The sequence below is a fragment of the Actinosynnema mirum DSM 43827 genome, assembly GCF_000023245.1.
In the GTDB taxonomy this organism is placed as follows: domain Bacteria; phylum Actinomycetota; class Actinomycetes; order Mycobacteriales; family Pseudonocardiaceae; genus Actinosynnema; species Actinosynnema mirum.
This window is the reverse complement of the sequence record NC_013093.1, coordinates 2510204-2535421: the sequence shown is the minus strand read 5'-3', so window position 1 is coordinate 2535421 and position 25218 is coordinate 2510204. Positions and strand designations below refer to the sequence as shown.

Genomic DNA, 25218 nt, shown 5'->3' with positions numbered 1-25218 from the left:
GGCGTCAGACGTCGATGGCGGACTGGTCGACCCGCGCCGCGGACGCGACGAGCCAGGCCCGCCGGGGTTCCACCTTCTCGCCCATGAGCAGTTCGAGCGCGGCCTCGGCCGCCTCGACGTCGGCGAGGGTGATGCGGCGGACCGAGCGGGTGGCGGGGTTCATCGTGGTGTCCCACAGCTCCTCGGCGTCCATCTCGCCGAGGCCCTTGAACCGGGGGACGGGCTTGACCACGGTCTTGCCCGCCCGCTCCAACCGGGCGACCTTCTGCTCCATCTCGCGCTGGGTGAAGGTGAAGTGGGTCTCCGCGTTGCGCCCCTTGGTGACGACCTTGTGCAGCGGGGGCATCGCGGCGTACAGCCTGCCGTCCTCGATGACGGGTCGCATGTACTTGGCGAACAGGGTGATGAGCAGGGTGCGGATGTGCGAGCCGTCGACGTCGGCGTCGGCCATCAGGATGACGCGGCCGTAGCGCATGGTCGACAGGTCGAACGTGCGGCCGGTGCCCGCGCCCAGGACTTGCACGATCGAGGCGATCTCGGCGTTGCGCAGCGTGTCGGCCAGGCTCGCCTTCTGCACGTTGAGGATCTTGCCGCGCAGCGGGAGCAGGGCCTGGTACTCGGAGACGCGGGCCATGCGCGCCGAGCCGAGCGCGCTGTCGCCCTCCACGAGGAACAGCTCGCTGCGCGCGACGCCGGTCGTGCGGCAGTCGACGAGCTTGGGCGGCATCGCCGCGCCTTCCAGCGCGGTCTTGCGGCGGGCCGCGTCCTTCTGCTGCTTCTGGGTGAGCCGGACGCGGGCGGCGTCGACGACCTTCTGGAGGACGACCTTGGCCTCCGCCTTGGTGCGGCGGTCCTCGGTCCACGCCTTGACGTGCTTGTCCACCAGGGCGAGCACGACCCTGGTGACGCCCGCGGTGGACAGCTCGTCCTTGGTCTGCGAGGTGAACTGCGGCTCGGGCACGCGCACGTGCACGACCGCGGTCATGCCCTCCAGCACGTCGTCGAGGGTGGGCGGGTCCTCCTTCGGCTTGAGCAGGCCCCTGGTGCGGCCGATGGCCTCCTGCACGGACTTGAGCACGGCGCGCTCGAAGCCGCGCCGGTGCGTGCCGCCGTGCACGTTGCGGATGGTGTTGGTGAAGCACTCCACCGTGCGCTCGTAGCCGGTCCCCCAGCGCAGCGCGATCTCGACCTCGGCGTGCCGCTCGACCTTGGAGCGCATGACGCCGTTCTCGTCGGCGGCGTTCTCGTGGTAGACGCCCTCACCGGTGATGACGATCGTGCCGGTGACGGCCTTCTCCGAGGAGGGCGCGAGGAAGTCGACCATGTCCGCGAGGCCGCCGGGGTAGTGGAAGACCTCCTCGGCGATCTTGCCGTCGACGGCGGAGCGCAGCACGTAGGTGACGCCGGGCACGAGGAACGCGGTGTTGCGCAGCTTCGCGCGCACGGCCTCGTGGTCGAGCGCGGCGCCGTTCTCGAAGTAGCGCGAGTCGTGCCAGTAGCGGGTGGAGGTGCCGGTCTTGCGGGTGCGGCCGGTGACCCTGAGTCCGGACTGGCGGGTGAAGGCGGCCTTCGGGCCCGGCCCGTCGAAGACGCCGGGGACGCCGTGGGCGAAGGACATCTCGTGGGTCTTGCCCTCGCGCCGGACGACGACGTCGTAGCGGTGCGAGAGGGCGTTGACGGCGGAGGCGCCGACGCCGTGCAGGCCGCCCGAGGTCTTGTAGCCGGAGCCGCCGAACTTGCCGCCGGCGTGCAGGCGGGTCAGGACGAGCTCCACTCCGGACAGACCGGACTTGGCGTGCACGCCGGTCGGGATTCCCCGGCCGTCGTCATCCACCTGGACGCTTCCGTCCGGGTGAAGGGTCACGGTGATGCGGGTCGCGTGCCCTGCGACTCCCTCGTCGGTCGAGTTGTCGATCACCTCGGAGAAGAGGTGGTTGACCCCTCGGCTGTCGGTGGAGCCGATGTACATGCCGGGGCGCTTGCGAACCGCTTCAAGACCTTCGAGGTGGGTGAGGTCGTCGGCCCCGTAAAGGATCTCTGCGGTCACCGGTCTCCCCTGGTCTGGGTGCGCTTCGGGCGGTTCACGGTAGTGGAGGGTAGCCGCGCCGTCGGACATTTCGTCGGGCGGTGGTCAAACACGCGTTCGAGCGTCAGTGCCGCGTAACGCTGCGTAGAACGTCCACAGTGGACAACTGACGGTGCGCGAACGGAGACGGCAAGGACACGATCGGGTGACGATGTGGATAGAGTGCGGGCGTGCTCGCGGACCTGTCTGGAGGTGATCGGGCGCTGTGATGTTCCGCCGTTCCTCGCAGAAGGACGAGCCGGTCGTCCCACCGCCCCCACCGGCCCCCCTGCCCCCCATGCCACCACCACCGCCGCCATCGGTGATCGGAGAACCGGTGACGCCGGACAACTCGTACGCCGACACGGTGTACACCGAACCGTCGGGCTCCGTGTACCCCGACCCCAACGCCACGACCGGGACCATCGGCGCGGCGCTGGGAAGTTCCACGCTGGGAAGTCCGACACCGGGAAGTTCCCCGCTCGGCAGTCCCGCGCTCGGCGGCTCGACACCGGGCAGCTCCCCGATCGGGAGCGCCGCCCAGGGCGAGAGCCGCTCGGGCTCGCTGAGCCCCGCCTCGTCCGCGTACGCCCCGGAGCCCGCCTACCCGCAGCAGGAGGAGCCCGAGCCGTTCACCACCTCGTTCGCGGGCGCCGCGCTCGTCATCGGCCAGCCCTCCGGGGTGACCGCGTCGGCCACGCACCTGGCCAGGTCGCTGCCCGTGGAGCGCGGGCGCACCGTGGTCGTGGTGGACGTGCCGCCCGCCGAGGAGGCCGCGTTCTGGCCCGCCGTCGCCGTGGCCCTGCAGGGTCGCGGGCCGGTGCGGCTCGTGGTCTCGCACGCCGGGTCGATGCGCCCGACCGCGCCCGCCCAGTGGCTCGCCGATCAGCTCCAGGCCGAGGTCGTGGCCCCGGACGGGGCGCTGGCGATCGTGCCCGGCGTGGTGTTCGTGACCGGGACGGGCGGCGGCTACGGCGCCTGGCTGCGGTTCCTGCCCGGCGCGTCGCCGACGCCGGTGGGCCGCCGGTTCCCGGTGCCCCAGTGGGAGGCAGTCGACCCGAACTCGCCGTGGCCGACCGGCGAGGTCGGCATCAGCGAGCCGATCCCGTCCGGGTTGTGGCTGCGCGCCCAGCGGGTGGCGTTCGACCCGAACTCGCCGGAGGCGCGGGCGGTGCTGTCGCTGCCGTGCCGGGACAACGTGCTCACCGTCGTGGTCGGCGGCCCCGGCCAGCCGCCCATCCCGGTCGAGGAGGTGTGCAGGCTGATCGGCGGGTTGCCGACGGCGGCGCGCACCCGCGTGCGGCTGGTGTGGTTCGGCGGGGAGCACGCCGCCCAGTCGGTGGCCGACCAGCTGGGTGAGCCGGTCGCGCTGTACACCGGGCTGCCGGTGGGGATGCTGCGCATGGGCGCGTCGGTGGTGGCGGTCAACCCGCAGGGGCAGCCGACGTGGCGGCCCTACGTCACCGAGGTCGCCTACCGGCCGGGCTCCGGTCCGCTGGTCGCCGCGTACCGGCCGCCGGTGCACGGGCTGGTGGAGCGCGCGCCCGGCGTGTTCGACCTGGGCGGCGGCGTGGTGCTGGAGGTCGTGCCGTCCGGGCTGTGGGTGCACGACGCCGAGGACGGCACCACCACGGAGGTGCGGGCGCTGCCGGTGGACCCGGAGTGGGCGCGGCTGACCGTGGGCACGCCCGGCCGCACGACGGCGGGCGCGGTCGCGGTGGCGGGCGCGTCGCTGGTGGAGCGGCTGGAGCCGGAGGTGCGCAGGCTGCTGAAGGTGGTGTTCTGCGACCCGACGCCGATGCCGCGCCCGCCGGTCGCCGAGGAGCCGCCGGAGCCGTCCGTGCCGGAGGTGCCGGTGCCGCTGAGCGTGGACGGGCCGCTGCCCGCGCCGGTGAGCCCGACGTGGGAGGAGCAGTCCGGCGAGGAGACCGTGCCGCCGGAGCACCGCAGCACCGAGATGGAGCGGGACGCGCTGCGGCGGATGATGGGCGAGCGGTACGGCGAGCACGCGGCCGTGGCGTGCAGGCACCTCGCGGAGCGGCCGTCGGACCCGGAGGCGTTCGAGGCCGTGGTCACGGACCTGGCGGCGGTGTCGGCGTTCCTGACGCAGGACCACGAGCTGCTGACGGAGGCGTTCCGCACCGGCAGGCTCGGCCGGTTGTGGCCGCACGCGGCGGGCGTGGTGTCGGGTTTGCGGCGGCTGCCGGTGCACCAGGGCGTGACGGTGGGCTGGGGCGAGGCCAGGCGGCTGCGCACCGGGGACCTGCTGACGGACGCGGCGGTGCTGAGCACGGTCGCCGGGCCGTCGATGCCGGTGGACGGGCGCGTGGAGTTCGTGGTGTGGTCCACGACCGGGCGCCGGGTGACGGTGGTGGACTCGTTCGGGAGCGTGCTGCAGGAGCGGGTGCTGTTCGCGCCGGGCACGGTGTTCAAGGTGCTGGCGGTGGTGGAGCCGGAGGAGACGACGCCGATGCAGGTGATGCTGCAGGAGGTCGTCGGCCGCAGCCAGGACCTGCCGCCGGGGGTGCTCGGGACGCTGGAGCGGGCCGCGATGGCGCTGCGCGCGCAGGCTCGGGACCGGGCGGGGGCCCGGTAGGGCCGTCGGCGGGCTGACCGTTCGCGGAGGGGGCGCTCGCCGGGTGGCGGGCGCCCTCTTTCTGCTGGTGGGGGGCGGTGGTGGCGCGGCGGCACGGGCACGGCGGCACGGGCGCGGCGGCGGTGGCGCGGCGGCGGTGGCGCGACGGCGGCAGCGCGGCGGCACGGGCACGGCGGCGGGTGCGCGCGGGTCGGGTCGGTCGCACCGGGCCCGGTCACGCCTCTCCCGTCCGCCGTCAGGGCGTTCTGCGCGCCGCCAGCGCCGCGGCCCGCGCTTCCTCGTGGCGGCCGAGCCGCAGCAGCGCCAGGGCCCGGTTGCGCAGCATGTTCGGCTCGCCCGGACCGTCGCCGATCGCCGCGTCCAGGGCGTCGAGCGCCTCCTCCGGCCGGTCCAGGAGCAGCAGGCACGCGCCGCGCGCGCCCGCCAGGTGCGTGCCGGTGGCGTCGTCCCCCTCGAGGTCGCCGGGGCCCGCCAGGAGTCGGGACGCCTCGTCGCACAGCCGCAGCGCGCGTTCCGGATCGCCCAGCTCCAGCACCGCCACGGCGCGGTTGACGTGCGCGGCCAGGAAGCGGGGGCAGCGGCGGACCGCCTCGTCGTAGGCCGCCACCGCCTCGGGCAGGCGACCGCGCAGGGTGAGCGCTGTCGCCCGGTCGTACCACGCGGGCGGGTGGTCGGGCTCCAGGGCGAGCACGTGGTCGCAGTCCACCAGGGCGGCGTCCAGGTCGCCCCGGTCGACCAGGAGCGCGGCCCGCCGCGACCGGGCCTCCACGTAGTCCGGTCGGGCCCGGATCGCGTGGTCGAACCTGGTCAGGGCCTCGACCGACCGGCCGTCGGCGGCCAGCGCGGCGCCCTGCGCGCACAGCCGGACCGCGTCCGGCGGGCGGCCGACCCGCAGCCGCCCCCATCGGGCGACCCCGATCAGGGGGCCGCCGCACGGCAGGCAGCGGGTCCGCCGGTCCGCGCAGGACGCGCACAGCACCCGCCCGCAGTCCCGGCACGCCCTCGCCCCGCGCCCGGCCGACCGCGCTGACCACGCCGCCGAGCCCGGAACCACCCCGCTGCAACCCCACCCCGCGCACCCGTGCTCCACCAGGTCAGCCCCCAGGCCCGGCACGGACACCGGGCTTCCACCCCGCGTGACAGCGATCAGCACTACCAGTGTCACCCGATCGTGGCACGCTGGCACCGCTCCCGCGCGCGTTCGGCCGGACTCGCCCGGACCGGCTCACACGTTGCGCCGGTACTGCCCCCCGACCTCGAAGAACGCCTCCGTGACCTGCCCGAGCGTGCACACCCGCGCCGCGTCCACCAGCACCTCGAACACGTTCTCCCCCGACGCCGCCGCGGCCTTGAGCCGCCGCAGCGCCTCCCCCGCCGCGTCCGCGTTGCGGGCCGCGAAGTCGCGGGTGCGCTCGACCTGCGAGCGCTTCTCGTCCTCCGTCGCCCGCGCCAGCTCGATCACCACCGGCTCGCCGCCGCCGTGCTCGGGCAGGAACGTGTTCACCCCGACCAGCGGCAGCGTCCCGTCGTGCTTGCGCTGCTCGTACAGCATCGACTCGTCCTGGATGCGCCCGCGCTGGTACCCGGTCTCCATCGCCCCGAGCACCCCGCCGCGCTCGGAGATCCGGTCGAACTCGGCGAGCACCGCCTCCTCCACCAGGTCGGTCAGCTCGTCGATCACGAACGAGCCCTGCAGCGGGTTCTCGTTGAGCGACAGCCCCCACTCCCGGTTGATGATCAGCTGGATGGCCATGGCGCGCCGCACCGACGACTCGGTCGGGGTGGTCACCGCCTCGTCGTAGGCGTTGGTGTGCAACGAGTTGCAGTTGTCGTACAGCGCGCACAGCGCCTGCAGCGTGGTGCGGATGTCGTTGAAGTCCATCTCCTGCGCGTGCAGCGACCGCCCGGAGGTCTGCACGTGGTACTTGAACTTCTGCGACCGCTCCCCCGCGCCGTACCTGTCCCGCATCGTCACGGCCCAGATCCGCCGCGCCACCCGCCCGATGACGCTGTACTCGGCGTCCATCCCGTTCGAGAAGAAGAACGACAGGTTCGGCGCGAAGTCGTCGATCGCCATGCCGCGCGCCAGGTACGACTCGACGTAGGTGAACCCGTTCGCCAGGGTGAACGCGAGCTGGCTGATGGGGTTCGCCCCGGCCTCGGCGATGTGGTAGCCGGAGATCGACACCGAGTAGAAGTTCCGCACCCCGCGCCGGATGAACCACTCCTGCACGTCGGCCATCATCCGCAGGCTGAACTCGGTGGAGAAGATGCAGGTGTTCTGCCCCTGGTCCTCCTTGAGGATGTCCGCCTGCACGGTGCCGCGCACGTTCGCCAGCGCCCACGCGGTCAGCTCCTCCCGCTCCCCCTCGTCGGGCTCGCGGTCGTGCTCGGCGCGGAACGCGTCCACCCGCTGGTCGATCACCGTGTTCAGGAAGAACGCCAGGATGGTCGGCGCGGGCCCGTTGATGGTCATGGACACCGACGTGGTGGGCGCGGTCAGGTCGAACCCGGCGTACAGGGCCCGCATGTCCTCCAGGGTCGCGATGGACACCCCGGACGTGCCAACCTTGCCGTACACGTCCGGCGGGGTGTCGGGGTCGCGCCCGTAGAGGGTGACCGAGTCGAACGCGGTGGACAGCCGGGTCGCGGCCGAGCCCTGCGAGAGGTACTTGAACCGCCGGTTGGTGCGGAACGCGTCGCCCTCGCCGGCGAACATGCGCGCCGGGTCCTCGCCCTCGCGCTTGAACGGGAACACCCCGGCGGTGAACGGGAAGCGGCCGGGCAGGTTCTCGGCGCGCAGGAACCGCAGCAGCGCGCCGGGCTCGTCGTGCCGGGGCAGCGCGACGCGGCGCACCCGGTTGCCGGACAGCGTGGTGCGGGTCAGGGCGGTGCGCAGCTCGCGGTCGCGGACCTTCACCACCAGCTCGTCGCCGGAGTAGTCCGCCACCACGGACGGCCAGGTCTCCAGCAGCTCGGCGGCGGTCCCGTCGACGCGGCGGCGCGCGCCCGCGAGCAGCTCGTCCAGGGCGCCGACGGCCTGACCCGCGGAGCCGGCCTGCCCCGCGGGGCCGGCGTGACCCGCGGCGACCAGCTCGGCGCGGGCGGCCTCCAGGTGCGCGAGCCTGCGCACGGCGTCGACCTGGGTCTCGGTGGCCCGGTGGTAGCCCCGCACGGTCTCGGCGATCTCGGCCAGGTAGCGGGACCGGGAGGCGGGCACGACGGTGGCCGCCGCCGTGGACACCCGGCCGCCCACCAGGGGCAGCGCGCCCTCGTCCAGCTGGAGCCCGTGCTCGGCGAGCCCGTCGCGCAGGTGCTGGTAGAGGGCGGTGACGCCGTCGTCGTTGAACGTGGCGGCGCTGGTGCCGTAGACCGGCATGTCCTCCCAGGACGACCCGAACGCCTCCCGGTTGCGCACGAGCTGGCGGGCCACGTCCCGGCGCGCGTCGTCGGCGCCGCGCCGCTCGAACTTGTTGATCGCCACGGCGTCGGCGTAGTCCAGCATGTCGATCTTCTCCAGCTGGGAGGCCGCGCCGAACTCCGGGGTCATCACGTACAGGGACCGGTCGACGAACGGCACGATCGCCGCGTCGCCCTGCCCGATGCCGGGCGTCTCCACCACGACCAGGTCGAACCCGGCGGCCTTGCAGGCGAGGATCGCGTCGGACAGCCCGTCCGGCACCTCGGAGCCCGCGCGCCGGGTGGCCAGGGACCGGAAGAACACCCGGTCGCCCTCCAGGCAGTTCATCCGGATGCGGTCGCCCAGCAGCGCGCCGCCACCGCGACGGCGGGTGGGGTCGACGGCGAGGACGGCGATGCGGAGCTTGTCCTGCTGGTCCAGGCGGAAGCGGCGGACCAGCTCGTCGGTGAGGGAGGACTTGCCGGAGCCGCCGGTGCCGGTGATGCCCAGCACGGGCACCCGGCGGGCGGACGCGGCGGCCTCCAGCTCGGCGCGCAGCCCGCCGGGCAGGCGGCCCGCCTCGGCCAGGGTGATGGTCGCGGCGAGCGCGTCGGGGCTGCCGGTGCGCAGGGCGGACCGGTCGACGCGGGCGGGGTCGGCGAGGTCGTGGTCGCACTCGCGCACCATCAGGTTGATCATCCGGGCCAGCCCGAGCTCCTGGCCGTCGGCGGGCGAGAAGATCCGGGTCACGCCGCGCTCGTGCAGCAGCTCGATCTCCTCGGGCACGATCACGCCGCCACCGCCGCCGAACACCTTGACGTGGCCCGCGCCGCGCTCGCGCAGCAGGTCCACGAGGTAGGTGAAGTACTCGACGTGCCCGCCCTGGTAGGCGCTGATGGCCACGCCCTGGACGTCCTCCTGGACGGCGGCGTCGACCACCTCGCGGACCGAGCGGTTGTGGCCCAGGTGGACCACCTCCGCGCCCTGCGACTGGAGGATGCGGCGCATGATGTTGATGGCGGCGTCGTGGCCGTCGAACAGGCTCGCCGCGGTCACGAAGCGGACCGGGTTGCGGGGCACGTGCGGCTGGGGAGCGGCGGTCACGGTCAGTCCTCCGACTTCGCTGTCGCTTGACCTGCGCGGTGGCCCGAGGCCGCCGGGATCGCCGGTCGGCGGGGCCTGCGCCCGACGATACTAGGAAGTCCGTCTATCGGAAGTCGGAGGATTTCTGGTCACGGCCACCAGCGGGGGGATCGGGGGAGCGACCCTGCGCGCTTTTGCCTGCGGCCAGCGTGTAACTTGCGACCAAAAGGGGTAAGGACCATCGATGACCAACACACCGATCTACGACGAGTTGGCAGCCATCCACCTCGGCGACGGCACGACCGGTGAAGCGCCCAAGCCCGCGCCTGTTCCGGGCATCACCTCCGGGCTCACGCCCGGCCTCGGCACGCCCGGCGCCGGACTCCCGGTCGAGACGGCCGAGCCGCAGTCGCGCGCCTCGACGTCCGGGGGCGGGCGCAGGCGCAAGCCGGACCCGCAGGAGTGAGCGTAGGGCCGGAACCGCGAACGCGCGTGGCGTGAGCACCGAACGGGTCCACCGCACGGCGTCCGCAGCGCCGCAGCAGGCGCCACCAGCAGCACCCGGCAGACCACCGACCGGCCACCGCCTCGGGCCCCTGCCGCTCCGCGACCGGTCCGTCACCGTGGACGGTCCGCCGGGAGGACCAAGCTCGAAGTCCACTGTGAAGCACTAGCGCTGCCCGCCCCCGTGCCGTGGGGCGGACGAAGTTCCAGGGGCCCCGCCCCCGCGCTCCTTGCACGCGGGGGTCGGCCCTCGAAAGCCGCCGGTCACCCGCGCAGCTGCGGGAAGTCCTCCTCGCGGTGCTCGCCGTCGGGGCGCCCGCCGTCCTCCTGCTCGCGCAGCTCGACCCGGCGGATCTTCCCGGAGATCGTCTTGGGCAGCGGCCCGAACTCCAGCCGCCGCACCCGCTTGTACGGGGCCAGCCGCTCCCGCGCGTGCCGCAGCACCGCCAGCGCCGTCTCCGCCGTCGGCTCCCAGCCGGGCGCGAGCACCACGTGCGCCTTCGGCACCGCCAGCCGCACCGGGTCCGGCGAGGGCACGACCGCCGCCTCCGCCACCGCGTCGTGCTCCAGCAGCACGCTCTCCAGCTCGAACGGCGAGATCCGGTAGTCCGAGGACTTGAACAGGTCGTCCGTGCGCCCCACGTACGTCAGGTGCCCGTCCTCGTCCACCGACGCGACGTCCCCGGTGTGGTAGTAGCCGCCGCGCATCACCTCGGCGGTGCGCTCCGGGTCGCCGTGGTAGCCGACCATCAGCCCGAGCGGCCTGCGGGACAGGTCGAGGCAGATCTCGCCCTCGGTCCCCGGCTCCCCGGTGATCGGGTCGACCAGCACCACCTCGTAACCGGGCGCCGGCCTGCCCATCGACCCCGGCTTGACCGGCTGGCCGGGGGTGTTGGCGATCTGCACGGTCGTCTCGGTCTGCCCGAACCCGTCCCGCACGGTCACCCCCCACGCCTTCGCGACCTGCTCGATCACCTCCGGGTTGAGCGGCTCGCCCGCGCCGACGGCCTTCCGGGGCGGCACGCGCAGCGCGGTCAGGTCGGCCTGGATGAGCATCCGCCACACGGTCGGCGGCGCGCAGAAGCTGGTCACCCCGCAGCGGTCCATCTCCGCCATCAGCCGGGCCGCGTCGAACCGGCGGTAGTTGTGCACGAACACCGTGGCCTCGGCGTTCCACGGGGCGAAGACGTTGCTCCAGGCGTGCTTGGCCCAGCCGGGCGAGGAGATGTTCAGGTGCACGTCGCCGGGGCGCAGGCCCTGCCAGTACATGGTGGACAGGTGCCCGACCGGGTAGGAGACGTGGGTGTGCTCGACCAGCTTGGGCGCGGCGGTGGTGCCGGAGGTGAAGTAGAGCAGCAGGGTGTCGTCGGCGCGGGTGGGCGCGTCCGGGGTGAACGCGGCGTCGGCGCGCTCGCTGTCGGCGAAGTCGAGCCAGCCGTCGACCGGGGCGCCGACCGCGATGCGGGTGTAGTCGCCGGGGACCTCGGCGAACTTGGGCGCGTCCCCGCTCGTGACGACCACGTGCCGCGCGCCGCCGCGCTCGATCCGGTCGCGCAGGTCCTCCGGGCCGAGCAGGGTGGTGGCGGGGATGACGACCGCGCCGAGCTTCATCGCGCCGAGCAGGGTCTCCCACAGCTGCACCTGGTTGCCGAGCATGAGCACGACCCGGTCGCCGCGCGCGACGCCGTTGCCGCGCAGCCAGTTCGCGACCTGCGCGGAGCGGCGGGACAGCTCGGCGAACGACCAGCGGCCCTCGGAGCCGTCCTCCTCCACGATCCACAGCGCGGTGCGGTCGTTGTCGCGGGCGATCTCGTCGAACCAGTCCAGCGCCCAGTTGAACTCGGCGAGGTCGGGCCAGGCGAAGCCCGCGCGGGCGGCGTCGTGGTCGTCGGCGTGCTGGAGGAGGAAGTCGCGGGCTTGGCGGAAGTCCATGCCGGAATGCTTCCTCCCACGGACCGGAATAGCCAGTGCCGATGGGGAAAAGCACAGGTGGCAGGGGTTTTTGCCGGGTTCGCGGCGGCGCCCGGAATTGTCCGTGTCCCGGATGCCGGGAGGCGCTGGGCCGTCCGTTTGGTCAGGTGGTCGGCGGGGTCACCGGGCCGATCACCGGGCGACCGCCGCGTTCCAGGCGTCCACCAGGCCCTCGGCGGAGGGCGCGCGCAGCACCAGGACGGTCCCGCGCGCGGTGACCTCCGGCACGGCCGCCGCGTCCAGCACCAGGACCACGCCCACCGAGGCCCGCGCGGCCTCCAGCACGAGCGCCGCCAGGTCCGCGCCCGGTCCGCTCACCGCGGCGACCACGTCCAGGTCCCGCTCGGGGACGGTCGTGGCGTCGCGCTCCCCCGGCGCGAGCGCCACGTCGGCCAGCCCGGTGCGCGCGAGGTCGGCGTCGTGCGCGGCCAGCTCCACGTCCAGCGCTCCCCCTGCGGACAGCAGGTGCGCCGGGTGCCCCTCGTCGACCGCCGCGACCAGCAGCGACGCGGCGACCTCCACGGCGTCCTCGAACCCGGCGGGGTCGGGGTGGGAGGCGGCGCGGTCGTCCAGCAGCACCGCCAGGCGCGGGCGCGTCGGCGCGGCGTCCTCCCGGACGACGAGCCCGCCCGCCCGCGCGGACGCGGCCCAGTGCAGCCCGCGCAGCGCGTCGCCGGGCCGGTGCGGGCGCAGCACCGGGTCGACGTCCGACTCGACCAGCTCGTCCGCGCCGACCAGGCCGCGCCGGACCCGGCCGGGCATCCCGCGCACCGGCAGCACCCTGGGCGCCACCCGCACCTGGTCGAGGTCGGTCAGCTCGGTCCGGCTCACGACCAGCCCGACCGGTCCGCGCCTGGTCAGCACCAGCGGGCCGAGGGTGAGCACACCGCGCCGGCCGGTCGGCACCGGGTACTCGGCGGTGGTCGTCCCGCCGGGGCGCAGCACCGGGAACCGGACCGGCACGTCCCGCCCGTCGAGGCACTCGGTGGCGGCGAACCGCGCGGTCAGCCGCCCGCCGGGGGCGGTCAGCTCGATCGTGCGGGTGCACGGGTCGAGCCTGCGCACGGCCGACGGCCGCACGGTGCGGCGCGGGCGGGCCGGGACCTGACGGGCGGCGAGCAGGAAGACCGCGCAGGTCAGGGCGACGGGGGCGAGGCCGAGCGCGGCGAGCGCGGGGTGCAGGGCGCCCGCCGCGAGCAGGGCCGCGCCGACCGCGAGCGCGAGCGCGCCCCGGCCGGTGAGGCGGACGCGGGTCACCGGTCGCCCAGGGCCGCGGCGGCCTCGGCGAGCACCTCGGTCGTGGTGACGCCCGCGAGCTGGGCCTGCCTGGTGAGCTGGAGGCGGTGCGCGAGGACCGGGTCGACCAGCTCCCGCACGTCGCCCGGCTCGACGGTGTGGCGGCCCCGAGTGGCGGCCAGGACCTGGGCGCAGCGCACCAGCGACCGCAGGCCCCTGGTGCTGACGCCCAGGCGCAGGCGCGGGTCGGTGCGGGTGGTGGCGGCCAGGTCGGTGAGGTGGCGCAGGACCGGCTCGGGGACGTGCACGGCGGCGAGCCTGCGGCCGTGGTCGGCGACGACCTGCGGCGAGGTGACGGTGGGCACCGCCGAGACGCGGCCCGCGCCGCTGCCGGGGCGCAGCACGTCCAGCTCGTGCGGGGCGTCGGGGTAGCCGAGGGCGGTGCGCAGGGCGAACCGGTCGAGCTGGGCCTCGGGCAGCCGGTAGGTGCCGTCCAGGTCGACGGGGTTCTGGGTGGCGACCACCAGGAACGGGGCGGGCACGGCGTGCGTGACGCCGTCGGCGGTGACGGTGCCCTCGGCCATGACCTCCAGCAGCGCGGACTGGGTCCTGGCGGAGGCGCGGTTGAGCTCGTCGGCGAGCAGGACGTTCGCGAAGACGGGGCCGGGGCGGAAGCGGACCTGGCCGGTCTGCGGGTCGTACACCGGGGCGCCGGTGAGGTCGGAGGGCAGCAGGTCGGGGGTGAGCTGGACCCGCCGGGACACCCCGCCGAGCGCGGCGGCGACGGCGCGGGCGAGCGTGGTCTTGCCGGTTCCGGGCACGTCCTCCAGGAGCACGTGGCCGCCCGCGAACAGGGACACGAGCACGAGGTCGACGACGTCGCGCTTGCCGAGCAGGGCGGTGGCGACGGCGTCGCCGAGCCGGGTGTGCAGCTCGCGGAACGCGGCGATCTCGTCGGCGCCGATCGCGGGGGTGGCAGTACTGGTCACCGGACTCCTCGTTCGACCGGGGGCCGCGCCGGGGGGCGGTCACGGCCGGGCAGGGGGGACCTGGCCGGATCGACCGGCAGCACCGCCGCGCCCCCGAGGGACGTCCGGCCCGGAGGCGCCCATCCTGTCCCGCGCCCACCCCGTTGCGCCACCCCTTCGGGGGAACGTAGTGACCTCGACGGCCCCATCCGGTCCCCGTGCGCGGTTGCACCCGCCCAGCGGAGCCGCGGCGCGCCGAACGCCGGTCCGGGCGGAAGATCCACTGTCCGGCCCGTCGCGGACCCGCAGCGGGCCGCTGAGCGCGGGCCGCCCCCGACCGCCATCCCCGGCCGCCGCAGGCGACCGCCGTCAGCAGTCGCCCTCGGCCTCGCGCTCGGCCCGGACCTGGGCGCACTCGCTGCTCAGACCACCGCTGATGGCCTGCCCGATGCGGTCGAGCGAGCCCAGCTGCTCGGGCGTGAGCACGTCGAACAGGTGCGAGCGCACGGCCCCGACGTGGCCGGGGGCGGCCTCGGCGAGCGCGGCGAACCCGGCGTCGGTCAGCTCGGCGATCGACCCGCGCCGGTCGGAGGGGCAGGCCCGCCTGGCCACCCAGCCCTGCTTCTCCAGCTTGGCCACGGCGTGGGAGAGCCTGCTCCGGGACGAGTGGCAGAGATCGGCCAGTTCGCTCATCCTCAGAGCGCGGCCCTCGGACTCGGACAGGGCCACGAGGATCTCGTAGTAGGCCATGGGCATTCCGGAGTCGCGTTGGAGCTGGCGGTCCAGGTGCTCGGTGAACCTGGTCACGGCGGTCATGAAGGAACGCCACACGCGCTGCTCGTCCGCGCTCAACCACCGCACATCGCTCATCCCACCATCATACGTCGTTGGTTGAACTCTCAATCAGGTTGCGGTAGCTTGAAGTTGAGAGTTCAACCAGCACTACCGAGGAGGACACCCCGCATGACCTCGACGCAGATCCCCGGCTACCTGACCGGCTCCTGGGCGATCGACCCCGTGCACTCGGACGTCTCGTTCACGGTCCGCCACCTGGGCATCTCCAAGGTCCGCGGCCACTTCGGCACCTTCGAGGGCTCGGTCGTCACCGCCGAGAACCCCCTGGAGTCCACGGTCACCGCGACCATCGACGCCACCACCGTCGACACCCGCAACGCCGACCGCGACGGCCACCTCCAGTCCCCGGACTTCCTGGACACCGCGAACCACCCGAAGATCACCTTCACCTCGACCGCGCTGCGCGCCGAGGGCGAGGACTACTTCATCGACGGCGAGCTGACCCTGCGCGGCGTCACCAGGCCCGTCACCCTGGAGGTCGAGGTGAACGGCTTCGGCGACGGCATGTCCGAGGGCTCCAAGGTCGCGGGCTTCACCGCCACCACCTCGATCAGCCGCAAGGACTTCGGCGTGACCGGCGGCGCGGCGGGCGCGGTCGTCAGCGACAAGATCGAGATCAAGCTGGAGATCGAGCTGGCCAAGCAGGCCTGAGCCCGCCGGGACCCCGTCCCGGCCCGGCCTCGCAGTTCGGGCTCGCAGTTCGGCCCCGCGGTCCGATCGCGCCGCCCGGCCTCGCCGCTTGGCCTCGCCGCCCAGCCCCACGTCCCGGAGCTCACGCTCCGGGACGGTCGCGCGGTCGTCCGGCCACCGGTCCACATCTAGGGGGACCACCTTCGGGTGGTCCCCCTAGATGTGTTCCTGCCCCCCATCGACCGGGTCGCCATTCCGCTCATGGACCAACTCGGGGTACTTTTCCCGGACCTAATCCACCCGTCCAGGTGAACCAGGGGGTGGGTCCACCCGTAGTAGGTGGCGTGGAAGGTGTGGTGTCGCCTTCGACCGCTCCGAGCCGACGAGCCGCCGAGGACACGGTCCGCTCACGTCCCTGCCCCGCGTGGGTGACAACGGTCGAACGCATGGCACCATCTGGCGCACACGCGCCGGACGCTGGCGAGGAGGGATCGGTGTGAACGCCAAGACCGAGCAGGTCGACGACATCAGGCTCGTCGCGTTGCCCACGGCCGTCAACGTCGCGGAGATGTTCGTGCGCTTCTCGCTGAGCGAGTGGCGGCTGTCCGCGATGCAGGACGAGGCGGGCCAGACAGCGCGCAGACTCGTCGCCGCGGCGGTCGAGGTCGCCGACCAGTCGCAGCCCGGCTTCCTGCTGGTGCGCCTGCGGCTGACCGGGCAGCACCTCGCCGTCGAGCTGGAGGCCGACCGCGTGGCGATGCCGCCGGAGCTGGCCGGGTCGCGGGCGGGTCTGGTGGACCTGACCGTGGGCGGCAGGCTGGCGTGGTGCGAGCTGGGGCTGCCGTCGGGGATGAACGCCTCGTCGGTGCCGCTGCCGCGCCGCGAGCCGAGGCGCTCCCCCGCCGCCGAGCGGCTGGGCGACGAGCCGGACGTGGATCCGGCGGTCATCCAGCGCATCCTGCACGGGCTGGGCGGGCAGCACGGCGAGTAGCCGGGCGCCCCGAGGACGAGCCGAGCGACGAACCCCGCCGTGACTTCCGTCACGGCGGGGTTTCGCCTTGACCGGGCCGGGGACCCCTGGCGGCGCGGTGCGCGGAGCCGTGGGCCCGCACCCTCGACCGGTCACCCTCCCGCGCGCGGTCCGCGCCTGAACCGTGCTTGCCCCGTGCCTGGAATGGTCTTGGGCATTCCCCCGGCCGGGTGACGCGCCTTTTCCGGGCGCGGGTCGCCCCGACTGCGCCGAATTCCCTCCCCCCGTGTCGGGAATCGACGCCGCCGGGGTTTTCCGTCAGCCGGTCGTGATCGTTTCCGGGGTGCGGGGCGCGCGGGTGAGGGCGGCGAGCGCGACGGCCAGCACCGCCATGCCCGCCCAGGACACCCACGGCAGCCGCTCCCCCACCACGACCACGCCGAGCACGGCGGCGACGGCCGGTTCGGCGAGGGTGAGGGTCGTGGCCGCGGCGGCGGTGGTGCGGCGCAGGCCGTAGCCGAACAGCAGGTAGGACAGGAACGTGGTGAGCACCGCGAGGTGCGCGACCACGGCCAGGCCCGCCGTCGAGGCGATCCACGAGACGCCCGCGAGGAGCAGCACCGGCAGCACGAGCGCCGAGGCCCCGCCGAACACGACCCCGACGACGGCCCGCGAGGGGTGGCCGAGGGAGATCAGGTGCGCGCAGACGGCGGAGTAGGCGGCGTAGGACAGCCCGGCGACGACCGCGAGGGCGACGCCGAGCGGGTCGATCCGGGTGTCGCCGGTGGCGCCGCCGAGGACCAGCAGCGCGCAGCCGAGGACGGCGGTGAGCGTGAGGGCCGGGCGGGCGCGGACGCCGAGGACGATCGGCGCGGTGGCGAGGGCCACTGTCGTGGCGACCGCGACGCCGGTGCGGGCGACCGCCGGGTAGAAGGCGAGCGCGTACCCGGCGACGGTCGCCGAGCCGAGCAGCAGCAGCCGCCGGTCGGCGGTGGCCAGGACTTCTCGCGCCCCGGCCCCGATCCCGGTGAGCAGCAGCAGGAGCCCGCCCACGACGAGCCCGGCCGAGCCGACCGCGATGGCCGGGGCGGAGGCGGGCGCGAAGGAGCCGGCGGTGCCGGTGGTGCCCCAGAGGGCGCAGGCGGCGAGGATCGGCAGGGGGCCGTGGAGGGGGTGGTTCGGGCGTGCGTGGGATGGCACCGGTGTCGTTCTCCGTCCACATCGACCGTCAGGGGATGAGGGCGGGCGCACGCGGAGCACCCGGCCGACCGCTCGGGGTCGGCGCGGTGAGGTGCTGGGCCTGGTGGCGTTGCCCGGCCCCGGCGCGCCCGGTCAGGCGCCCGGCGGCGGGAGGACGACGTGCCAGTGCGTGGTCACGATCCCGATCGTAGCCGAGGGGGCGAAGGTATCCTCAGATCATGGAAATCGACGTCGCGGACGGGCTGCGGCGGTCCCTGGTGGTGTACAAGTTCGCGCTCGACGAGCTGATGACGAAGCTCCGCATCCTCAGCGAGGAGTTCGACCTCGTGCACCGGCACGACCCGATCGAGCACATCGCGCAGCGCGTGAAGCGCCCCGAGGCGATCCTGGCCAAGCTCCGCCGCAAGGGCCTCCCGGAAGACCTGGACCTGGCGGGCGAGCACCTGGACGACGTGGCGGGCGTCCGCGTGATCTGCCCGTTCGTGTCGGACGTGTACCGCGTCGCGGCGATGCTCGGGCGGCAGAGCGACGTGGAAGTGCTGCTGACCAAGGACTACATCACCACCCCGAAGCCGAACGGGTACCGGAGCCTGCACGTGATCGTGCGAATCCCGGTGTTCCTGTCGGACCAGGTCGTGCACGTCAAGGTGGAGGTCCAGCTGCGCACCATCGCGATGGACTTCTGGGCCACGCTGGAGCACAAGCTGCACTACAAGTACGACCGCCAGGTCCCGGCGGGGTTCGTGGAGGAGCTCACGCGGACGGCGGCGATCGCGGCGGAGCTGGACGAGCGGATGCAGGCCCTGCACCACGTGGTGCAGCGCGGGGAGTGAGCCGGTCCCCCGCACGACCGGACGCGGACCGCGCCTAACACCGAGTAGTCGTCACCTAGCGCCCCGTGAACGCTGGTCGCGCCAACGACCCCCGCCCGGTTTCACCCGCGCGTCACGACAACGCCACACACATCTCACCTGCACACTCCCCTCAGGAGCTAACCCCCACCCCACACCGCGCGCTTCCACGGCGATCGGCGAGACTTGACCTCATGACCGACGCGCCCGACGACGACAGGACCAGCTTCGCCGACCTCGGGCTCCGCCCCGAACTGCTGCGGGCGCTCTCCGGACTCGGCTACGAAGAACCCACCCCCATCCAGCGCGAGGCCATCGTGCCGCTGACCGAGGGGCGTGACCTGCTCGGGCAGGCCGCCACCGGGACCGGCAAGACCGCCGCCTTCGCGCTGCCCGTGCTCGAACGCCTCGCGCAGGTCGAGAAGCGCGGTGACGCGCCGTTCGCGCTCGTGCTCGTCCCCACCCGCGAACTGGCCGTGCAGGTCTCCGAGGCCGTGCACCGCTACGGGCGCGAGCTCGGCGCCCGCGTGCTCCCCATCTACGGCGGCCAGCCCATCGGCAGGCAGCTGCGCGTGCTGGAGCGCGGCGTCGACGTCGTCGTCGCCACGCCCGGACGCGCCGTGGACCACCTCGGCCGGGGCACGCTGAACCTGGAGGACCTCCAGGTCGTGGTGCTGGACGAGGCGGACGAGATGCTCGACATGGGTTTCGCCGAGGACCTGGACACGATCCTGGCCGAGACCCCCAAGCAGCGGCAGACCGTGCTGTTCTCCGCCACGATGCCCCCGCGCATCGACAAGCTGGCCCGCCAGCACCTCACGGAACCCGCCCGCATCACCATCAACCAGGAGCGCGCCGAGCCCGGCGAGGCCCCGCGCGTGCGCCAGGTCGCGTACGTCGTGCCGCGCGCCCACAAGCCCGCCGCGCTCGGCCGGGTGCTGGACGTGGAGGCCCCGACCGCCGCCATCGTCTTCTGCCGCACCCGCGACGAGGTCGACCAGCTCACCGAGACCCTCAACGGCCGCGGCTACCGGGCGGAGTCGCTGCACGGCGGCATCAGCCAGGAGCAGCGCGACCGGGTGATGGCGCGGTTGCGCAACGGCACCGCCGACCTGCTCGTCGCCACGGACGTGGCGGCGCGTGGCCTGGACGTCGAGCAGCTCACGCACGTCGTGAACTACAACGTGCCGTCCGCCCCCGAGTCCTACGTGCACCGCATCGGCCGGGTCGGCCGCGCGGGCCGCGAGGGCGTGGCGATCACGCTGGCCGAGCCGCGCGAGCACGGGATGCTCAAGACGATCGAGCGGGTCACCAAGCAGCGGATCACCATGGAGAAGGTCCCCACGGTGGCCGACCTGCGGGCCCGCAGGCTGGAGCTGACCCGCGCGGCGCTGCACGAGAGCCTGCTGGAGGACGAGCTGGAGGGCTTCCGGGTCGTCGTGGAGTCGCTGTCCGACGAGTTCGACGTCATGGAGGTGGCGCTCGCGGCGGTCAAGCTCGCGCACGAGGCCAGCGGCGCGGCGGCGGACGAGGAGGAGATCCCGGAGGTCGCGCACCGCTCCGACCGGAGCAGGGGCGGCGTCGCGGGGAGCGACGGGCAGCGGCGCGAGCGCCGGGTCCGGCCGCCGACGGCGGGCATGACGCGGCTGTTCGTGGGCGCCGGGCGCAGCTCGGGCATCCGGCCGCAGGACATCGTGGGCGCGATCGCGGGCGAGGCCCGGCTGCAGGGCCGGGACATCGGCGCGATCGAGATCACCGACCGGTTCTCGCTGGTGGAGGTGCCGGAGAGCTCGGCGCAGCACGTGATCACGGCGCTGCGCGGCGCGACCATGAAGGGCCGGAAGGTGACCGTGCGGCGGGAGCGCGACGCGCAGCGCTGACCCGGAGCGGCGGGAGCGGGGCGAGGCGGACGGGACGCGGCGGGTGGGTTCACGAACGAGTGAGCGTGCCTGTCACCCGGACGTGCCCCTCCGCCGAAGCCGCGCGCCGGTGACCCCGCAACGTCGCAGGTCACCGCCGCCCTACGGCCGCCACCCCGGTCTACGCTCGGACCGGTGGACGACCGAGGACGCCCCGAGGACCCCGCACCGGCCCTGAGCAGGGAAAACCTAGCCGGGCAGAACCCGTCCGGGCAGGACCCGGCCAGGCAGGCACCGCCCCGGCAGGACCTGGACGCCGCCGGTCGTGGCCCGGTCGACAACGCCGCCGCCGCGCTGGAGCTGGTGGCGCGCGCGGCGGGCCCGTTCCTGGCCGGCCTGCAGGACCGCCCGGTGCACCCGCCGGACCGCGACCGCCTGCTCGACGAGCTGGCCGGCCCGCTCCCCGAGGACGGCGACGGCGCGCTCGTCGCGGTCGCCGAGCTGCTCCGCGTGGGCACCGCCGCCGCGACGGCCACCGCGGGCCCCAGGTACTTCGGCTACGTCGTCGGCGGCGCCACCCCCGCCGCGCAGGCCGGGGACTGGGTCGTCTCGCTGCTCGACCAGCCCACCGGCCTGTGGCCGACCTCGCCGCTGGCCGCGAAGGCCGAGACCGTCGTGCTGGGCTGGTTGAAGGACCTGCTCGGGTTCCCCGCCTCGCACGGCGGCGTGCTCACCCCGAGCGCGACGTTCGCGAACCTGACCGGTCTGGCCTGCGCGCGGCACTGGTGGGCGGCCCGGCACGGGGTGGACGTGGCCGCCGACGGGCTGGCCGGGCTGCCGAGGATGCCGGTGCTCTCCAGCGGCTACGCGCACGCGAGCTGCCGCAAGGCCCTGCAGGTGCTCGGCTGCGGCCGGGACGGCCTGCGGCTGGTGGCCGAAGCGGACGGGAGCCTGGACGTCGACCGGCTGGACCGGGAGCTGGCCGACTCGGGACCGGCGGTGCTGATCGGCACGGCGGGCGAGGTCGACGCCGGCCGGTACGACCCGCTCGACGAGCTGGCGGACCTCGCGGAGCGGCACGGGGCGTGGCTGCACGTGGACGGCGCGTTCGGCCTGTTCGCCGCCGCCTCGCCGCGCACGCGGGGGCTGGTGCGCGGGGTCGAGCGGGCGGACTCGGTCGCGGCGGACTGCCACAAGTGGCTGAACACCCCGTACGAGAGCGGGTTCGCGCTGGTGCGCGACCGGAGCGCGCTGGCGCGGGCGTTCGGCTCGTGGAACGCGGCCTACCTGCCGGAACCGGACGACGAGCGGATCAGCTACAACACGCTGGGCCCGGAGTCCTCGCGCCGCGCGCGGGCGCTGCCGCTGTGGGCGGCGCTGCGCGCCTACGGGCGGGCGGGGCACCGGGCGCTGGTGGAGCGGCACCTGGGGCTGGCGCGGCGGCTCGGCGAGCTGGTGGAGGCGGCGGACGACCTGGAGCTGCTGTCGCCGGTGACGCTGTTCGTCGTCTGCTTCCGGTACCGGCCCGCCGGGATGGCCGACCCGGCCGGGCTGGACGCGCTGAACCGGTCGCTGGGGGCGGCGCTGGCCGAGGACGGCCGGGTGCACGCGGGCACGACGTCGCACCGGGGCGTGGTGGCGCTGCGACCGGCGATCGTGAACTGGCGGACCCGGCCGGAGGACGTGGAGCTGCTGGTGGCGGTGGTGCGGGAGCTCGGGGCGCGGGTGCGCTCAGCCCTGGAGGGCTGAGCAACACCCCTCATATTCACTGGTCGTGGTTTTCCTCGAGTTCGCTCAGCAGCCTGTTGGCCAGTTCGGTGAGCGTCTCACCGGCAGGTGTCTTCCACCTCGCCGTCCCCTGGTTGGCTACTGGGCGGTTCTCCCACTGCGCGGCCTCCCACATCGACTTGATGAGCCCGCTGGGTGAGTACTGCTTCCGGTCGGCCTCCCACAGCAGCGGCTTCGTGCGGCTGTTGACCCAGGTGGCCCTCGTGCGCCGAGGATCCTCGGTGAGCCAGGCCGTGAGCGCGTCGCGCTCCGGCTGCAGCGGCGTGTACAGGGTGAGCGGCGTCCCCTCCGCGAGAGCCTCCTGCTCCACGATGGTGGGCACCGCGTTGGGACGGCGTCCCGTCCGCGCCTTGGCCTGGAGGTACTTGCCCTCGAACTTGACATCGGTCGTCCCACCGCGCACTCGCTTGAGCACGGCCTCGGCGACCAACTTGCACCGGACCGGATCGGCGCAGATCGCCCGGATCTGCGCCCGCTCGAACTGCTCGTCCACGACGGCCGTCAGGGCGGCAGCGATCAAGGGGACAGCGGCGGTGATGCGAGGCTCGACCTGGATGGCCCACTTGAGCTCCGGGTCGTCGTAGTTGACATCGTCCAGGTAGCGGGTGACCAGGTGGGAGATGAGGTGGGAACCGTAGTCGAGGACGCTTGCCGCACGCCCTTCCAGATGAGGTCGGAGCTCGTGCAGCACGTCCCGGACGCGGCGGTGGGTGAGCACGGAGTTCCACACCTGGAAGGCGTTGGGCTGGGGGTGGAACAGGATGTCGTACGTGCCTGCCGCACCACGCTCCCACAGCAGTTCGGACGAGTTCACGAGCCTGGCCGCGTACTTGGGATTCGAGTGCGCGCAGGCGAGCGCGGTAGCCGCTTCGACGACCGAGCACCCGCTCATCGGCGAGGGGTCGGGTTCGCCGCGCCTGATGGTGTAACTGAGCCCCAGCTCAGCCCTCATGTCGGCCCGGATCTCGCTCTGGACCGAATCCAGCGTGATGAAGTCACGCGCTTCGACGCGGTTCTGGGAGTTGGTCGCCTTGGTCAGCTGCTGCGCGAAGTCCTTCTGCCGACCGGTCTCGATCACGGTCACCCTGACGAGCGCGGTCGCCGCGTCGTCGTCCTTGGCGACTGCTTGCGCGAGGGCGCTCACCGTCTGCGCGCCGTTGACCACGCTCGCGTTCTTGATGTCCAGGCGAACCGGGTTCGTGTGCGGCGACTTGCGCCCGTAGTACGTGGGCTCGATGGAGTCGCAGAGGATGGTGACGCCGTTGTTGAAGTACCAGAAGTTCGCGGGTTCGTCGAGGAGCGTGCGCACGACCTCGCTGTTGGCCACGGTCACGCCGAGCGGGTTGCGGATGTTCAACGTGAACAGCGCCGACCCGTGCTCGTCCAGCCAGCCCACGACGTCATCAGCCGAGACCGCGCCTTGGTAGGCCGTGTAGGGGATGCTCAGGTCGAACCACTTGCTCATCAACACACTCATGTCGATGGACGGAGGCTGGTGGTCGCGCTGAACCTGGTCCCACAGCTCGGCGGCGTAGATGATGCGGTGGTCAAGGAAAGCACCTCTGCCGTTGAACTCGTGCTCACCGTTCTCCAGCACCTGGGCGACCTCGGCTGAGGGCTCGGCCGTGCCCATGAGCACGGTCACCAAAGTCGCTTTGGCGGCGTGGTCGTCGAAGAGTTGCTTGGCTTCCTGAGCCAGCAACTGCCCCTTGGAGTTGAACTGGGAGCTGAGTTCACCGTCGATCAGCCGGAGGCCGTCCAGGGCCTTGAGGGCGGTTTCTTTCTTGAGCGTGGCCTTGCCCTGGTAGTTCCACTTGGTCTGCACGAGATAGACGTGAGCCGGGCTGCGCGAGATCGCGATGGCGTCGAGGCCTTGGTCCTCCCTGCCGTCGATGACCATCCGCACGGCAGTCACCGCATCGCACCCCAGCAGGACCCTGACCGCGTGCGCGGTCAGGGCGCGGGAAAGGAAAGCCTGCTCGCGCGAGGCAGCTGGCTGGTTCTCGAAGTCCGCCATGTCGACGAGATCGCTGTACGTGTCCAACAACGCACGGCGCACCTGCCGAACCTGGACGGGCACATCGTCACTCTTGCTCGCACCCACACTGCCCCCTGCTTCGCGACATCCCCTGTTAATCGAACTGTATCGACCCGATCGCCCCTTCGTTACGGAGGGCATGCGTCATATCGACGTTCGGTAGCATCGCCCCAATGCGCAACGCGATCACCGACGTCCCCGGTGTGCTGGTCGGGCACGTGACGCGGATCGGCGGGGGCTTCCTCACCGGGACCACCGCCGTGCTGCTGCCGCCCGGCGCACTCGTCGTCGCCGACGTGCGCGGTGGTGGGCCCGCGACGGTGGACACGGCCGCCGTGGACGCGCGGTACGGCGGGCGGGAGGTGCCCGGTGTCGTGCTGACCGGGGGCAGCGCCTTCGGGTTGGCCGCCGCGCGCGGGGCCGCCGCCGAGCTGGGTGGTGGGGTGGTGCCCGGCGCGGCGCTGTTCGACCTCGGGCGCGGCGGGGACTTCGGGGCGCGGCCGGACGCCTCGTTCGGGGCGCTCGCGGTGCGGGCGGCCTCGGTGGACGTGCCGCAGGGGAACGTGGGCGCGGGCACGGGCGCGCTCAACGTGGCGCTCAAGGGCGGCCTCGGGACCGCGAGCGCGGACCTGGGCGGCGGGGTCGTGGTGGGCGCGGTCGCGGCGCTCAACGCGGTCGGGCCGTCCTACGCGCCCGACGGGCTGCCGCTGGCCGCCGGGCTGGGGCTGCCCGGCGAGTTCCCGAGCGCGATCCTGGACCCGGCCGTGGAGCTGACGCCGCCCGCGCCACCGCCGTTCAACACCGTCATCGGCGTCGTCGCCACCAACGCGGCCGTGCCGCCGTTCGCCCTCGCCGCCGCCGCGCAGGACGGCCTGGCGCTGGCGGTCTCCCCGGCGCACGGCATGGCCGACGGCGACACCGTGTTCGGCGCGGTGACCGGGACCCGCCAGGCCCCGCTGGACGAGGTGCTGCGCGCCGCGTCGCGGGTGTTCGCCCGCGCCCTGGTCCACGGGCTGCTGGCCGCCGAGCCGGTCACCACGCCGCGCGGGCGCCTCGCCGCGCACCGCGAGCTCTTCCCGCGCACCCACGCCGCCCACCGCAGCGCGTGAGCGGCCCGACCGAAGCCCTCGGAACCGCACCCCTCAGGCCCAGGTCATCCCAGGGCCCAGGTCACCCCAGGCCCCAGGTCACCACGGGTCCCGAG

Annotated in this window: 17 protein-coding genes; 8 read left to right on the top strand and 9 right to left on the bottom strand. The window is 73.8% G+C overall.

The annotated features are described in order from the left end of the window. Positions 1-4: 4 nt before the first annotated feature. Positions 5-2047 carry a DNA gyrase/topoisomerase IV subunit B gene (locus AMIR_RS11435; RefSeq protein ID WP_015801109.1) on the bottom strand — a complete coding sequence of 681 codons (2043 nt, stop codon included), beginning with the start codon at positions 2045-2047 and terminating at the stop codon, positions 5-7. Between the two features lie 340 nt (positions 2048-2387). On the opposite strand from AMIR_RS11435, the gene AMIR_RS11430 reads away from it, so the two are divergent. Then, a complete protein-coding gene (locus tag AMIR_RS11430) occupies positions 2388-4661 on the top strand; it encodes an SDR family oxidoreductase (RefSeq protein WP_245554606.1) in 2274 nt (757 codons plus the stop codon). A 235-nt stretch (positions 4662-4896) separates the two neighbouring features. Here the strand turns inward: AMIR_RS11430 and AMIR_RS35515 are convergent, their stop codons facing one another. Together AMIR_RS35515 and icmF are read right to left on the bottom strand one after the other, a co-directional pair. Continuing rightward, a complete protein-coding gene (locus AMIR_RS35515) occupies positions 4897-5781 on the bottom strand; it encodes a tetratricopeptide repeat protein (RefSeq protein ID WP_049796797.1) in 885 nt (294 codons plus the stop codon). A 105-nt stretch (positions 5782-5886) separates the two neighbouring features. After that, positions 5887-9165: a fused isobutyryl-CoA mutase/GTPase IcmF gene (gene icmF / locus AMIR_RS11420; protein WP_015801106.1), complete on the bottom strand. Its 3279-nt coding sequence runs from the start codon at positions 9163-9165 to the stop codon at positions 5887-5889. A 223-nt stretch (positions 9166-9388) separates the two neighbouring features. Here icmF and AMIR_RS11415 point away from each other — a divergent pair, with 223 nt between their 5' ends. After that, a complete protein-coding gene (locus tag AMIR_RS11415; RefSeq protein ID WP_015801105.1) occupies positions 9389-9610 on the top strand; it encodes a hypothetical protein in 222 nt (73 codons plus the stop codon). A gap of 302 nt (positions 9611-9912) precedes the next feature. On the opposite strand, the gene AMIR_RS11410 is transcribed toward AMIR_RS11415, so the two are convergent. The 4 genes from AMIR_RS11410 to AMIR_RS11395 form a co-directional block, all read right to left on the bottom strand. Further along, positions 9913-11580: an AMP-binding protein gene (locus AMIR_RS11410; protein ID WP_015801104.1), complete on the bottom strand. Its 1668-nt coding sequence runs from the start codon at positions 11578-11580 to the stop codon at positions 9913-9915. A gap of 171 nt (positions 11581-11751) precedes the next feature. After that, positions 11752-12876: a DUF58 domain-containing protein gene (locus AMIR_RS11405; RefSeq protein WP_015801103.1), complete on the bottom strand. Its 1125-nt coding sequence runs from the start codon at positions 12874-12876 to the stop codon at positions 11752-11754. Next, complete coding sequence (locus AMIR_RS11400) at positions 12873-13844, bottom strand: AAA family ATPase (protein WP_015801102.1); 972 nt, start codon at positions 13842-13844, stop codon at positions 12873-12875. Before AMIR_RS11400 ends, AMIR_RS11405 begins: the two co-directional genes overlap by 4 nt. 348 nt (positions 13845-14192) lie before the next feature. Then, positions 14193-14693 carry a MarR family winged helix-turn-helix transcriptional regulator gene (locus AMIR_RS11395; RefSeq protein ID WP_015801101.1) on the bottom strand — a complete coding sequence of 167 codons (501 nt, stop codon included), beginning with the start codon at positions 14691-14693 and terminating at the stop codon, positions 14193-14195. Between the two features lie 93 nt (positions 14694-14786). On the opposite strand from AMIR_RS11395, the gene AMIR_RS11390 reads away from it, so the two are divergent. Continuing rightward, entirely contained in the window at positions 14787-15329 is a 543-nt protein-coding gene (locus tag AMIR_RS11390; protein ID WP_015801100.1) for a YceI family protein, read from the top strand. A gap of 475 nt (positions 15330-15804) precedes the next feature. After that, positions 15805-16299 (top strand): hypothetical protein, encoded by a 495-nt coding sequence (locus AMIR_RS11385; RefSeq protein ID WP_015801099.1) that lies wholly within the window; start codon positions 15805-15807, stop codon positions 16297-16299. 297 nt (positions 16300-16596) lie between these two features. On the opposite strand, the gene AMIR_RS11380 is transcribed toward AMIR_RS11385, so the two are convergent. Then, positions 16597-17478 (bottom strand): EamA family transporter, encoded by an 882-nt coding sequence (locus AMIR_RS11380; protein WP_015801098.1) that lies wholly within the window; start codon positions 17476-17478, stop codon positions 16597-16599. Positions 17479-17696: 218 nt separating this feature from the next. On the opposite strand from AMIR_RS11380, the gene AMIR_RS11375 reads away from it, so the two are divergent. The 3 genes from AMIR_RS11375 to AMIR_RS11365 all read left to right on the top strand — a co-directional run bounded on the left by AMIR_RS11375 (position 17697) and on the right by AMIR_RS11365 (position 21937). Next, positions 17697-18311 carry a GTP pyrophosphokinase gene (locus AMIR_RS11375; RefSeq protein ID WP_015801097.1) on the top strand — a complete coding sequence of 205 codons (615 nt, stop codon included), beginning with the start codon at positions 17697-17699 and terminating at the stop codon, positions 18309-18311. 212 nt (positions 18312-18523) lie between these two features. Then, a complete protein-coding gene (locus tag AMIR_RS11370) occupies positions 18524-20209 on the top strand; it encodes a DEAD/DEAH box helicase (protein ID WP_015801096.1) in 1686 nt (561 codons plus the stop codon). A gap of 174 nt (positions 20210-20383) precedes the next feature. After that, positions 20384-21937: a pyridoxal phosphate-dependent decarboxylase family protein gene (locus tag AMIR_RS11365; RefSeq protein ID WP_015801095.1), complete on the top strand. Its 1554-nt coding sequence runs from the start codon at positions 20384-20386 to the stop codon at positions 21935-21937. Positions 21938-21953: 16 nt separating this feature from the next. Here AMIR_RS11365 and AMIR_RS11360 read toward each other — a convergent pair whose 3' ends face one another. Further along, on the bottom strand, positions 21954-24080 hold the full coding sequence (locus AMIR_RS11360; protein ID WP_015801094.1) for an AIPR family protein: 2127 nt from the start codon (positions 24078-24080) through the stop codon (positions 21954-21956). A gap of 107 nt (positions 24081-24187) precedes the next feature. On the opposite strand from AMIR_RS11360, the gene AMIR_RS11355 reads away from it, so the two are divergent. After that, positions 24188-25123, top strand: a complete 936-nt coding sequence (locus AMIR_RS11355; protein ID WP_015801093.1) for a P1 family peptidase — start codon at positions 24188-24190, stop codon at positions 25121-25123. Positions 25124-25218: the final 95 nt, after the last annotated feature.